Origin of the sequence: Actinomyces sp. HMT 175 (genome assembly GCF_016694895.1) — a bacterium.
In the GTDB taxonomy this organism is placed as follows: Bacteria; Actinomycetota; Actinomycetes; order Actinomycetales; family Actinomycetaceae; genus Actinomyces; species Actinomyces oris.
The window spans coordinates 928,615-942,409 of sequence record NZ_CP068012.1 but is presented as its reverse complement, the minus strand read 5'-3'; the positions used below and the strand labels follow the sequence as shown (position 1 = coordinate 942,409).

Genomic DNA, 13,795 nt, shown 5'->3' with positions numbered 1-13,795 from the left:
GGTGTTGTTGTTTGTGTCGGCCTATTAGTACCAGTCAGCTCACAGACCGTTGCCGGTCTTCCACTTCTGGCCTATCAACCCAGTAGTCTGCTGGGGGCCTACCAGAACACCAAAGGTGTTCTGTGGAGACCTTATCTTGAAGATGGTTTCCCGCTTAGATGCTTTCAGCGGTTACCCTTCCCGAACGTAGCCAACCAGCCGTGCCCCGGGCGGGACAACTGGCACACCAGAGGTTCGTCCGTCCCGGTCCTCTCGTACTAGGGACAGGCCTTCTCAAGTCTCCTGCGCGCGCAGAGGATAGGGACCGAACTGTCTCACGACGTTCTAAACCCAGCTCGCGTACCGCTTTAATGGGCGAACAGCCCAACCCTTGGGACCTGCTCCAGCCCCAGGATGCGACGAGCCGACATCGAGGTGCCAAACCATGCCGTCGATATGGACTCTTGGGCAGGATCAGCCTGTTATCCCCGGGGTACCTTTTATCCGTTGAGCGACGACCCACCCACACGGGATCGCCGGATCACTAGTTCCTACTTTCGTACCTGCTCGACCCGTCGGTCTCACAGTCAAGCTCCCTTGTGCACTTGCACTCAACACCTGGTTGCCGACCAGGCTGAGGGAACCTTTGAGCGCCTCCGTTACACTTTAGGAGGCAACCGCCCCAGTTAAACTACCCACCAGGCACTGTCCCTAACCCGGATCACGGGCCCAGGTTCAGGCGCACGCCATAACCAGAGTGGTATTTCAAGGACGACTCCACCACCACTGGCGTGGCGGCTTCACAGTCTCCCACCTATCCTGCACAAGCTATAGCGGGCGCCAATACCAAGCTGTAGTAAAGGTCCCGGGGTCTTTCCGTCCTTCTGCGCGAAACGAGCATCTTTACTCGTACTGCAATTTCGCCGAGCTCATGGTTGAGACAGCGGGGAAGTCGTTACGCCATTCGTGCAGGTCGGAACTTACCCGACAAGGAATTTCGCTACCTTAGGATGGTTATAGTTACCACCGCCGTTTACTGGGGCTTAAATTCACCACTTCACCCCACAAGGGGGTTGATGGTTCCTCTTAACCTTCCAGCACCGGGCAGGCGTCAGTCCGTATACATCGCCTTACGGCTTCGCACGGACCTGTGTTTTTAGTAAACAGTCGCTTCCCCCTGGCCTCTGCGACCCTCCCCCCTAGCCCGCGATGGGGCTTCAGGGATCAGGCCCCCCTTCTCCCGAAGTTACGGGGGCATTTTGCCGAGTTCCTTAACCATGATTCACTCGTGCGCCTAGGCATACTCTGCCCGACCACCTGTGTCGGTTTAGGGTACGGGCGGCTTGCACCATCGCGTCGAGGCTTTTCTCGGCACCCCAGGATCACCCTGTTATCCCCCACCAGTGTAAGGTCACCATCACGCCTCACCCCCGTCATCAAAGACAGTCCCCCGGATTTACCTGGGAGACGGGCTGCGCGCTTGAACGGACCAAGCCATCAGGTCCGCCGGGCTACCACTGTGCGTCACCCCTGTTAACACGCTTGCCTACCTGCACGGAGGATCCCCAGACCCCACCACCACAACCACACCGTCAGGCGAACCTGACACATGCGGCCTTTATGGTGGTTGGGCGTGGGTTAGCACCCGCGCGTCAGCATGGGCGGTGCTTCGCCGGTACGGGAATATCAACCCGTCATCCATCGACTACGCCTGTCGGCCTCGCCTTAGGTCCCGACTCACCCAGGGCGGACTAGCCTGGCCCTGGAACCCTTGGTCATTCGGCGCTAGGGCTTCTCACCCTAGTATCGCTACTCATGCCTGCATTCTCACTCCCGCACCGTCCACCAGCAGTCACCCACAGGCTTCCCCCGGTGCAGGACGCTCCCCTACCACCCACAACCCCTGCCACCACCCGGACAAGCCGGACAGTGAAGGGAACACGTCATGGGTCCGCGGCTTCGGCGGTGTGCTTGAGCCCCGCTACATTGTCGGCGCACGATCACTTGACCAGTGAGCTATTACGCACTCTTTCAAGGATGGCTGCTTCTAAGCCAACCTCCTGGTTGTCTGCGCGACCGCACATCCTTTCCCACTTAGCACACGCTTAGGGGCCTTAGCCGGCGATCTGGGCTGTTTCCCTCTCGACCACGGAGCTTATCCCCCGCGGTCTCACTGCCACGCTACAACCCGACGGCATTCGGAGTTTGGTTGACGTCAGTAACCCTGTGGGGCCCATCAGCCACCCAGTAGCTCTACCTCCGCCGGGCAACACGCGACGCTGCACCTAAATGCATTTCGGGGAGAACCAGCTATCACGGAGTTTGATTGGCCTTTCACCCCTACCCACAGCTCATCCCCCCAGTTTTCAACCTAGGTGGGTTCGGTCCTCCACACGCTCTTACACGTGCTTCAACCTGGCCATGGGTAGATCACCCCGCTTCGGGTCCAGAACGCGCCACTACAAACGCCCTATTCGGACTCGCTCTCGCTACGGCTACCCCACACGGGTTAACCTCGCGACACGCCACTGACTCGCAGGCTCATTCTTCAAAAGGCACGCCACCACCCCCACACAAGGTGCGGAAGGCTCTGACGGCTTGTAAGCGCCCGGTTTCAGGTACTATTTCACTCCCCTCCCGGGGTACTTTTCACCATTCCCTCACGGTACTATCCACTATCGGTCATCAGGAGGTATTCAGGCAGCCAAGTGGTCTTGGCAGATTCACACAGGATTCCACGAGCCCCGTGCTACTCGGGCAACACTGTCCCAGACACGCACCAACCAGTTCCGCCTACGGGGGTATCACCCACTACGCCACGCCTTCCCAGACGATTCAGCTACCAGCCAGCACACGCGCCCCCTCTCCGGCAGAAGAGAAACAGGACAGCCCCACAACCCCGCACACGCAACCCCTGCCGAGTATCACACGCACACGGTTTAACCATCATCCGCTTTCGCTCGCCACTACTCACGGAATATCTTCTCCTACGGGTACTGAGATGTTTCACTTCCCCGCGTCACCCCCCACACCCTATACAATTCAGATGCAGGTGACACGACATAACTCGTGCCGGGTCCCCCCATTCGGAAACCCTCGGATCACAGCCCGCCAGCCGGCTCCCCGAGGAATATCGCAGGCCACCACGTCCTTCATCGGCCCCTGATGCCAAGGCATCCACCGAACGCTCAAAAAAACAAACAACAAAGACACACGAACAAAACAAGAAACACTTTGTCGCAGAAATCTTACAGTAAGATGCTCGCGTCCACTATACAGTTCACAACCAACCCACCCACACCCACCCACAACCCCCAACAACCAGGAGCCCCAGACAGGTCAGGCAACCAGGGCGCACTGCCCCAGAACCCCGACAGCATGCCACCCCCACACACGCAGGGGCACCCACCACCAGCAGACCACCACGACCACAACAGCCCCAGCAGCCCACCACAGCGGGCGTGTCTTCTATGCCAGCACCAGGCCAGCCAACCACCCCGCGAGAACAAACCCACGAGACACGGTCGGCCGCCCAGCCTTCCACAAGGGCAAGCCCCCAGCCGGCCCAGACCCATTCAACGATCCAGACAACACACGACCAGGAAGCCACCCCCGCATAACCAATCCTTAGAAAGGAGGTGATCCAGCCGCACCTTCCGGTACGGCTACCTTGTTACGACTTCGTCCCAATCACCAGCCCCACCTTCGACCGCTCCCCGTAGGGCCACGGGCTTCGGGTGTTGCCGACTTTCATGACGTGACGGGCGGTGTGTACAAGGCCCGAGAACGTATTCACCGCAGCGTTGCTGATCTGCGATTACTAGCGACTCCAACTTCACGGTGTCGAGTTGCAGACACCGATCCGAACTGAGACCGGCTTTAAGGGATTCGCTCCACCTCACGGTATCGCAGCCCTCTGTACCGGCCATTGTAGCATGCGTGAAGCCCAAGACATAAGGGGCATGATGATTTGACGTCATCCCCACCTTCCTCCGAGTTGACCCCGGCAGTCTCCCGCGAGTCCCCACCACAACGTGCTGGCAACACGGGACAAGGGTTGCGCTCGTTGCGGGACTTAACCCAACATCTCACGACACGAGCTGACGACAACCATGCACCACCTGTGAACCGGCCCCACAAGGAGGAAACCCCGTCTCCGGAGCCGACCGGCACATGTCAAGCCTTGGTAAGGTTCTTCGCGTTGCATCGAATTAATCCGCATGCTCCGCCGCTTGTGCGGGCCCCCGTCAATTCCTTTGAGTTTTAGCCTTGCGGCCGTACTCCCCAGGCGGGGCACTTAATGCGTTAGCTACGGCGCGGAAGACCCGGAAAAGGCCCCCCACACCTAGTGCCCAACGTTTACGGCGTGGACTACCAGGGTATCTAATCCTGTTCGCTCCCCACGCTTTCGCTCCTCAGCGTCAGTAACGGCCCAGAGACCCGCCTTCGCCACCGGTGTTCTTCCTGATATCTGCGCATTCCACCGCTACACCAGGAGTTCCAGTCTCCCCTACCGCACTCAAGCCGGCCCGTACCCACCGCAAGCCCCCAGTTAAGCCAGAGGATTTCACGACAGACGCGACCAGCCGCCTACGAGCTCTTTACGCCCAATAATTCCGGACAACGCTCGCGCCCTACGTATTACCGCGGCTGCTGGCACGTAGTTAGCCGGCGCTTCTTATCCAGCTACCGTCAACCCACCCACAAAAGGGACAGGCCTGCTTCACTGGCGAAAGAGGTTTACAACCCGAAGGCCTCCATCCCTCACGCGGCGTCGCTGCATCAGGCTTGCGCCCATTGTGCAATATTCCCCACTGCTGCCTCCCGTAGGAGTCTGGGCCGTGTCTCAGTCCCAGTGTGACCGTCCACCCTCTCAGGCCGGCTACCCGTCACCGCCTTGGTAGGCCATCACCCCACCAACAAGCTGATAGGCCGCGAGCCCATCCCCCACCGAAACAATATCTTTCCCACACCCACCATGCAGCAGGCGCAGAATATCCCGTATTAGCCACACTTTCATGCGGTTATCCAGAAGAAGGGGGCAGGTTACTCACGTGTTACTCACCCGTTCGCCACTCATCCAGAACCAGCAAGCTGATCCCTTCACCGTTCGACTTGCATGTGTTAAGCACGCCGCCAGCGTTCGTCCTGAGCCAGGATCAAACTCTCCAAACAAAACCAACAAAACCAGGCCCCAACCAACCACAAACAGCCAGCCAGAACCCACAGTCAGTACAACAGTCCAGAAAACCAGACCAGGCCCAACCCAACCCCAAACACAGGGCCAGGCAAACCAAAACAAAACAAAACCCCAAAAACCACACACAACCAAAAGTCACGCGCAGCCCCCAGGGCCATGGCATAAAAAACATGACACACTATCGAGTTCTCAAACAACACACCCAGCCGGAACTCAATCAAGCCTTTGGACTCAACTTCGCTCTGGCGAGCAACTCCGCTACTCTAGAACATTTGTCGGTTCGACGTCAACCTCAGAAGTATTGTTCCCGGTCACACCGATCGACGCTCTGTCGTAGCGAGTTCGCTGCTGGAGGGTCTCGGGGGAAGCCCGGGCCGCTCGGCAGCGGGCTGTACTTTAGGCAGGTCCACCCCACAGACGTCAAACCGATCGCCCATGATCCAGGACACACCGACTTTTCCGCGCCATTCCAACCGCTTCGCTGAACGCATCGCTGCGCATCAACAACACCCCGCCATTCGTCAGTGTCCACCGAGCAGTTCGGTATGACTACAATCAGCCAGTCAGTTTACGATTCAACTACTGGCGTCCGGCATCGGACACCAGCGATCATCAAGGAGCACCTCCCGTGCCTGCTTCCACTCGTGGCGCCAAGCGCCCTCGTTCCGGATCCGACATCGTGACCAGCCCGTCGGCTCGCATCGTGCTGGCCGTCCTACGGATCGTCGTCGGCTTCATTTTCCTGTGGACCTTCCTGGACAAGACGTTCGGCCTCGGATTCTCCACCCCTCGTCAGATGGCCTGGATCCACGGAGGTCAGCCCGCCCAGGGCTTCATCAAGGGCGTGGCAGTTCACAGCCCCTTCGGGAGCGCATTTGAGCTGCTGGCCAACCCGGTCGGGGACTGGCTGTTCATGGCTGGGATGCTCGGGGTGGGCGTCGCCCTGACTCTGGGCATTGGGCTCAAGGTGAGCGCATTCGCGGCCTCAGCACTCATGGTGCCGTTGTATCTGGCCCTGTGGCCCATCGGCACCGGAGGTACCGAGAACGCCGCGACCAACCCCCTGGTCGATCTTCACTGGGTTCTGACTCTGTCTGCCATCCTGTTCGCCCTGACTCGGGCCGGCGACACCCTGGGGCTGGGCGCCTGGTGGTCTCGTCTGGTCGGGGACTCCTGGCTGCGTTGATGTCTCCGTCGTCGTGACCGATGAGCGACCTCAGGCCACGTGCTGCGTAGGGCCAGGGGCGTGAGACACCCGAAGGTGTCTCACGCCCCTGGCTACGTCACCTGGAACCTACGCTTCTCACTCCGTCTCAGCGAACTTGCGGACCGCCTTGGCCACGGCGTCGGCGACCCGGGTGTCGAAGGCGCCGGGGATGATGTACACGGGGCTGATCTCGTCGTCGGCGATCACCGAGGCGATACCGGTCGACGCGGCCCGCAGCAGTTCGGTGGAGATGTCGGTGATCCCGGTGTCCAGCAGACCTCGGAAGAGCCCGGGGAAGGCCAGGACATTGTTGATCTGGTTGGGGAAGTCCGAGCGTCCGGTCGCCACCACGGCGGCGTAGTCGGCCGCGCGGATCGGGTCGACCTCCGGGATCGGGTTAGCCATGGCGAAGACGATGGCGCCCTCGTTCATGACCTCCAGGTCCTCGGGCTCGAGCAGGTTGCCCGACGAGACGCCGATGAAGACGTCGGCCCCCTTGAGGCCCTCCTTGAGGGAGCCGGTCACCTGACGCGGGTTGGTGTTCTCTGCCAGCCACTTGCGGTGCTCGTTCATCCCCTCGGTGTTCGCCGCGGACAAGGCTCCGGTGCGCCCGTAGCCGACGATGTCCGTGGCGCCGTGCGCCATGAGCAGCTTGGCGATGGCGCTGCCGGCCGCACCGACACCGGACAGGACGATGCGCACGTCCTCGATCTTCTTGCCCACGATCTTCAGAGCGTTGATGAGGGCCGCCAGGGTCACGATGGCGGTGCCGTGCTGGTCGTCGTGGAAGACCGGGATGTCGAGCTCCTCGCGCAGGCGGGCCTCGATGTCGAAGCACTTGGGGGCGGCGATGTCCTCCAGGTTGATGCCGCCGTAGGCCGGGGCGATGGCCTTGACGATGGAGATGATCTCCTCGGGGTCCTTCGTGTCCAGGGCCACCGGCCAGGCGTCCACGTTGCCGAACTGCTTGAACAGAACGGCCTTGCCCTCCATGACGGGCATGGCGGCGGACGGGCCGATGTCCCCCAGCCCCAAGACCGCGGTCCCGTCGGTGACGACGGCGACGGTGTTCTTCTTGATGGTGAGCATCCGGGCGCGCTCAGGGTGGTCGTAGATGGCCTTGCAGACGCGGGCCACTCCGGGGGTGTAGACACGGGCCAGGTCACGACGATTGTGAATCGGGTACTTGCTAGCGATCTCAATCTTGCCTCCGACGTGAGTCAGGAAGGTCGAGTCGCCAACGTTGCGGACGACGACGCCGTCAATCTCCTCCAACTTGGCAACCAGCTCGTTGCGGTGCTTAGAGTCCCGGGTGTCCGCCGTGAGATTGACGGTGAGCTTGTCGCCGTCGGAATCGGCCACGTCGACGCCGGTGACGATGGCACCAGTCGCAGTGGCAGTGTCGACCAGGCGGGCCACCGCCTTCTGGGAGGCGGGCACCTCGAGGTACAGGGCGACGGTGTAACTGGGACTGGGCTGAACCATGGGCACTCCTCGTGGGATGGGCGGGACTTGAGGTCAGTACTCCGAGCCTATCTCTCACCGACCGCCAGCCACTCGGATGACGGTCCTATTGTGACCGGATGCTGAGATTCCGGGCAGCTTTCGCAAGCAATCTCACCCTGCTCGCAAGCCCTCCATTACCGACGCGAGCCGCCGGGGATGCTGAGGGGAACCGCCGGCAACGGACAGTCCGGCCCGTCACCGCTGGCTGGATGCAGCGGTGACGGGCCGGATTGTCCCGAACCGCCCTCAGTACGGGAGGGCGATGCAAGGAGAAAAGGAGAAGAGGATTCAGCAGACCTGCGGCGAGACCCGCCTCAGCCCTGCACGCGCTCCATGACGAGCTCGCGTACGCGCTTGGCGTCGGCCTGGCCGCGGGTCGCCTTCATGACGGCTCCGACGATGGCGCCGGCGGCCTGGACCTTGCCGCCGCGGATCTTGTCCGCCACGTCCGGGTTGGCGGCCAGGGCCTCGTCCACGGCGGCCAGCAGCGCGGAGTCGTCGGAGACGACCTCGAGCCCGCGAGCAGCGGCCACGGCCTCAGGATCACCTTCGCCGGCCAGGACCCCTTCGAGAACCTGGCGGGCGAGCTTGTCGGTCAGGCGCCCGGAGTCCACCAGCCCTTGCAGCTCGGCGATCTGCTCGGGCGTGACGGCCATGTCCTCCAGGGCCGTCTCCTGCTCCTTGGCCCTGCGGGAGAGCTCACCCATCCACCACTTGCGGGCGGCCTGACCGGTGATCCCCGCTGCCGCGGTGGCCTCGATGAGCTCGAGCGCCCCGGCGTTGACGACGTCGCGCATCTCGGTGTCGCTCAGGCCCCACTCGGCCTTGAGGCGACGACGCTTGGCCGCGGGCATCTCGGGCAGCCCCGCACGGATCTCCTCGACCCATTCGCGGCTGGGCGCCACCGGAACCAGGTCCGGCTCGGGGAAGTAGCGGTAGTCGTCGGCGTCGGACTTGACGCGACCGGCGCGGGTGGTGCCGTCGGCCTGGCCGTGACGGGTCTCCTGAAGCACCTCTCCCCCGGCGGCCAGGATGGCGGCCTGGCGCTGGATCTCGTAGCGGACGACCTGCTCGATCCCACGGAAGGTGTTGACGTTCTTGGTCTCGGTGCGGGTGCCCAGCGGCGCGTCGGGCGACTCACGCAAGGAGACGTTGACGTCGGCGCGCACGTTGCCGCGCTCCATACGCGCCTCGGAGACGCCCAGGGCCCGGAAGATGTCGCGCAGTGTGCGCACGTAGGCGGCGGCGACCTGAGGCGCCCTGGCGCCGGTGCCCTCGATGGGGCGGGTGACGATCTCCACCAGCGGCACGCCGGCGCGGTTGTAGTCCACCAGGGAGTGGCTGGCGCCCTCGATACGGCCGTCGGCACCTCCGATGTGGGTGTTCTTGCCGGCGTCCTCCTCCATGTGGGCCCGCTCGATCGGGATGGTGAAGAAGGAGCCGTCCTCCATCTCGATCTCCAGGGCGCCGTCGTAGGCGATGGGCTCATCGGACTGGGAGGTCTGGAAGTCCTTGGCCAGGTCCGGGTAGAAGTAGTTCTTCCGGGCGAAGCGGCAGGACTGCGCGATCTCGCAGCCCAGAGCCAGGCCGATACGGATGGCGTACTCCACGCCACGGGCGTTGACCACCGGCAGCGCGCCGGGAAGGCCCACTGACGTGGGGGTCACCATCGTGTTGGGCTGAGCGCCGAAGACGTTGGGGGCGGCGTCGAACATCTTGGTGGCGGTCCCCAGCTCGACGTGCACCTCGAGTCCCAGGACCGGGTCGTAGCGACGAACGGCCTCGTCGAAGTCCATCAGCGTGTCACTCATCGTGTCTCCTCCAGCTCGGGCGCACGCGACAGCAGCGGCGCCCCCCATGTCTCCTCCAGCGCGGCCTCCAGGACGGCACCCACGCGGTACAGGCGGTCATCGGCCCTCTGCGGCGCCAGGATCTGGAAGCCCACCGGAAGCCCGTCATCACTCAGCCCCGAGGGCAGGCTCATGCCGGGTACCCCCGCGAGGTTGGCCGGGATCGTGGTCACGTCCAGCTTGTACATCGCCAGCGGGTCGTCCTTCTCCCCGAAGCGGTAGGCCGTCACCGGGGCGGTGGGCGAGACGAGGATGTCCGCCTTGTCCCAGGCGGCGGCGAAGTCGCGCTGCACGAGAGTGCGCACCTTCTGGGCCGAGCCGTAGTAGGCGTCGTAGTAGCCGGCCGACAGCACGTGGGTGCCCAGGATGATGCGGCGCTTGACCTCGTCACCGAAGCCCGCCCCGCGGGTGGCCGCCATGACGGTCTCGGCGGTGACCGGTCCCGACGTCGGTTCGACCCGCAGGCCGTAACGCATCCCGTCGTAGCGGGCCAGGTTGGAGGAGGCCTCGGCGGGCATGATGAGGTAGTAGGCGTCCAGCGCGTACTCCAGGTGCGGCAGGGAGACGGTCTCCACCTGCGCGCCGGCCGCCTCGAGCAGCTCCAGGGCGGCGTGGAAGGAGGCCACGACGCCGTCGTGGTAGCCCTCTCCGCCGTCAAGCTCGGAGATGACGCCGACTCGCAGTCCGGTCAGGTCCCTTCCCTCCTGGGCGGCCCGGACCACGGCAGCCATGTCGCGCGGGGCGTCCGGCAGCGAGGTCGAGTCCAGCGGGTCATGAGAGGCGATGACGTCGTGCAGTAGAGCGGTGTCCAGCACCGTACGGGCCATGGGGCCCGGCGTGTCGAGGGAGGAGGCCATGGCGATGACGCCGAAGCGCGAGACCGTGCCGTAGGTCGGCTTGACGCCGACCGTGCCGGTCACGGCCGCGGGCTGGCGGATCGAGCCCCCGGTATCGGTGCCCACGGCCACGGGGGCCTCGTAGGCGCCCACGGCCGCGGCCGAGCCACCCGAGGATCCTCCCGGGATGCGGCCCAGGTCCCAGGGATTGGCGGTGCGGCCGAAGGCCGAGTGCTCGGTGGAGCCGCCCATGGCGAACTCGTCGAGATTGGTCTTGCCCAGGATCGGGGTGCGGGCGGCGCGCAGGTTGCGCACGAGGGTGGCGTCATAGGGCGGCACCCATCCCTCGAGGATCCGTGAGGCGGCGGTGGTGACCTGGCCTCGGGTGACGATGAGGTCCTTGACGGCCACCGGCACACCGGTCAGCTCGCTGGTCGCCTGGCCCTCCTTGCGGGCGGCGTCAGCGGCGTCGGCCTGGCCCAGGGCGCACTCGGCATCGACGTCGAGGAAGGCCCCGACGGCGCCGTCGACGGCGGCGATGCGGTCGAGGTGGGCCTGGGTGAGCTCGCGCGAGGAGACCTCCCCCGCCGCCAGGGCCGCGGCCTGCGCGGCGGCGCTGCTCCTGATGAGGTCGGCCAGGGCGTTGGTGCTATGAGCGCTCATGAGGCGGAGTCCTCCCCCAGGATCTGCGGAACGAGGAACATGGAGTCCTCGCTGGCCGGCGCGCCGGCCAGGAGCTCGTCGACGTCGAGCGTGGGGGCCGGAACGTCCTCACGCAGCACGTTGGTCAGGGGCACGGGGTGGGAGGTCGCCGGCAGGTCGGGCGTGACCACGCTCGTGACCCGGGCGAAGGAGGAGGCGACCGCGTCCAGCTCTCCGGCCAGACGCGACACCTCCTCATCGCTCAGGGCAACCCGAGCCAGTGCCGCAACCCGTGCGACCTCATCAGTGGAAATAGCAGACATGGTGTGGAGTCTAGCCGGGTCGAGCCGGGCTGCGGCCCCACCGCGTCGACATCGCAGGCGCGACCGGCACGCCCGGCCCGCATCGGCGCCCTCTCCCGCCGGCGGCGCATGGCGCCAGGCCCTGCGGGTTCCTAGGAAACTGAACCGACACCGAATTCGTGCGATCTCACAGAGTCTCATCCCCGAGGATGATTGACATCGTCTCGTTTCACAGATGTCATGGTAATCACCAGGGTGAGGACCGCCCCGCCGGCGACGGCGCTGCCGCGTTGACGCAGGTCGGACCAAGAACAGCCCTTGGGTCAGACCTCCATCCAGCACCTTGGACCACCGGAGGTCGGATGGACCACTGAATTCGGCCACCCCGCCCCACACGGGACCCGTGGCCGAGGGACGAGGATGCATGAGCAGCAATACTTCCCCCGCTGGCACGCAGCACCAGGGAGAAGCCTCACAGGGCGAGACCACTGTGCTCAGCACGCCCTACGGGCAGCCCGAAGGCGTGCGTCGTCAGTCCGTCTTCCAGGCGGCTGCGAAAGCCACGGCACCGCAGGCCCATTCCGCCAATACCGCCTCAAGCGGTACGAGCGCCGAGCAGAGCAGTACTGAGGAGATCGAGGCCATCGCCCCGGCAGCGACCTCAGAACCGGGCTCCGGCAGCGAGCCCGACGATCAGTCGACGCTCGAGGGCGCTTCAGGAACCGAGAGCACTGTCAGTGCCGGTTATTCCGCTGCGGCCGTCCCGGGGACGAACGCCTTCCCGGCGCTGACCTCCACCGCTGCAGAGCCATCCTCGACCGAGCCGCGGCGGCGTCGCCGTTGGCCCCTGGGAGTCGCGGCCGCAGCGCTCCTCCTGCTGGGTGTCGCCGGTGCCGGAGGCTACGCCTACGCCGCGCACTACGACGGCCGGGCCGTCCCGGGGACCACTGTGGCCGGCACCGACGTCTCCGGCAAGAGCCGGCAGGAGGTGGTGGCCGCCATTGAGGAGCGCGCCAAGAGCACCAAGGTCGATATCTCCGGAGACGTCACCGCCAGCGCCTCTCTGGCGGACCTGGGAACCACCGTGGACGCCCAGGCGACCGCCGACGCCGTCATGGCCCGAGGCGACACGCTCGGTGAGAAGTTCCGCGCCCTGGTCTCCCAAGGCAAGAGCGAGGTCCCGGTGGTCTCCACCACCGACAAGACCAAGGTGAGCAGCTACGCCACCTCCCTGATCCCCGAGGACCGAGCCAAGGCACGCAACGCCACCGTGGTCCTGGGCGAGGACGGCACCACCTTCACCACCACGAGCTCGGCCAAGGGATCCTCCCTGGACGCCAACACCCTGGCCCAGGCCGCACAGAAGGCCGCCACGTCCCTGGACTCCTCGTCGATCTCCCTGACGATCACGGACGCCGCCCCGAAGGTCTCCGACTCCGACGCCCAGAAGGTCGCCGACAAGGCCAACGGCTGGGTCTCCCAGGACGTCACCATCACCATGGGCGAGGACTCCTACACGGCGGAGAACACGGACAAGGCCTCGTGGATCAAGATCACCAACTCGACCGAGTCCGCCCCGACCATCGCCGTGGACTCCTCAAAGGTCTCCCAGTGGGTCAAGTCACAGGCTGAGGAGGCCAGCTCCGAGCCCGTCACCGGCGAGCGCAACGTCAATGCCAGCGGCCAGGTGGTCTCCACCCCGACCGAGGCCAAGGACGGCAAGACCGTCAACAACGCCGACGCGGTGACCACCGCGATCACGCAGTCCCTGGGCAGCAACAAGGCCTACTCCGGCTCCTTCGAGGCCACGACGGTCAAGGCGGAGTGGAAGGAGCGCACCATCGCCAATGGTGCGGAGAAGCTGCCCTACCAGGCCGCTCCGGGTGAGAAGTGGGTCGACCTCAACCTGTCGAACAAGACGGTGACCGCTTACGAGGGGGCGACCGTCGTGCACGGCCCGGTCTCCATCGTCGACGGCGCCGCCGAGACCCCCACGGTCACCGGCACCTACAAGGTCTACCTGCAGTACGAGTCCCAGACCATGCGCGGTGAGAACGCCGACGGCTCCCCCTACGTCGCCGAGGACGTCCCGTGGGTGAGCTACTTCTACAGCGGCTACGCCTTCCACGGCGCGGGCTGGCGCTCCAGCTTCGGGTACTCCGGCTCCCACGGCTGCGTCAACATGCCGGTCCCCGAGGCGCAGTGGATCTACAACTGGGTCGACACGAACACGGTGGTCCACAGCCACTACTGAGCCGGTATCAGCGCCAGTA

6 protein-coding genes and 2 rRNA genes are annotated in these 13,795 nt (G+C 64.5%); 2 read left to right on the top strand and 6 right to left on the bottom strand.

Annotated features, from left to right (window positions below; all coding sequences use genetic code 11):
* Positions 1-5: 5 nt before the first annotated feature.
* Together JJJ14_RS04055 and JJJ14_RS04050 are read right to left on the bottom strand one after the other, a co-directional pair.
* A 23S ribosomal RNA gene (locus tag JJJ14_RS04055) occupies positions 6-3,183 on the bottom strand.
* 427 nt (positions 3,184-3,610) lie between these two features.
* Positions 3,611-5,154: ribosomal RNA gene (locus JJJ14_RS04050) — 16S ribosomal RNA — on the bottom strand.
* The 16S and 23S rRNA genes sit together here, the layout of an rRNA operon.
* Positions 5,155-5,807: 653 nt before the next feature.
* Between JJJ14_RS04050 and JJJ14_RS04045 the strand changes: the two genes are divergently transcribed.
* Positions 5,808-6,365 carry a hypothetical protein gene (locus JJJ14_RS04045; RefSeq protein WP_010614761.1) on the top strand — a complete coding sequence of 186 codons (558 nt, stop codon included), beginning with the start codon at positions 5,808-5,810 and terminating at the stop codon, positions 6,363-6,365.
* A gap of 117 nt (positions 6,366-6,482) precedes the next feature.
* Here the strand turns inward: JJJ14_RS04045 and JJJ14_RS04040 are convergent, their stop codons facing one another.
* From JJJ14_RS04040 to gatC, 4 genes are all read right to left on the bottom strand, one after another.
* Positions 6,483-7,871 carry an NAD(P)-dependent malic enzyme gene (locus JJJ14_RS04040; RefSeq protein ID WP_201444754.1) on the bottom strand — a complete coding sequence of 463 codons (1,389 nt, stop codon included), beginning with the start codon at positions 7,869-7,871 and terminating at the stop codon, positions 6,483-6,485.
* Between the two features lie 335 nt (positions 7,872-8,206).
* On the bottom strand, positions 8,207-9,703 hold the full coding sequence (gatB, locus tag JJJ14_RS04035) for an Asp-tRNA(Asn)/Glu-tRNA(Gln) amidotransferase subunit GatB (protein ID WP_009405656.1): 1,497 nt from the start codon (positions 9,701-9,703) through the stop codon (positions 8,207-8,209).
* Positions 9,700-11,241 (bottom strand): Asp-tRNA(Asn)/Glu-tRNA(Gln) amidotransferase subunit GatA, encoded by a 1,542-nt coding sequence (gatA, locus tag JJJ14_RS04030; protein WP_201444753.1) that lies wholly within the window; start codon positions 11,239-11,241, stop codon positions 9,700-9,702. The genes gatB and gatA overlap by 4 nt, the downstream gene beginning before the upstream one ends.
* Entirely contained in the window at positions 11,238-11,543 is a 306-nt protein-coding gene (gatC, locus tag JJJ14_RS04025) for an Asp-tRNA(Asn)/Glu-tRNA(Gln) amidotransferase subunit GatC (RefSeq protein ID WP_003789737.1), read from the bottom strand. The genes gatA and gatC overlap by 4 nt, the downstream gene beginning before the upstream one ends.
* Positions 11,544-11,946: 403 nt before the next feature.
* Between gatC and JJJ14_RS04020 the strand changes: the two genes are divergently transcribed.
* Positions 11,947-13,776 (top strand): L,D-transpeptidase family protein, encoded by a 1,830-nt coding sequence (locus JJJ14_RS04020; protein ID WP_201444752.1) that lies wholly within the window; start codon positions 11,947-11,949, stop codon positions 13,774-13,776.
* Positions 13,777-13,795 lie beyond the last annotated feature (19 nt).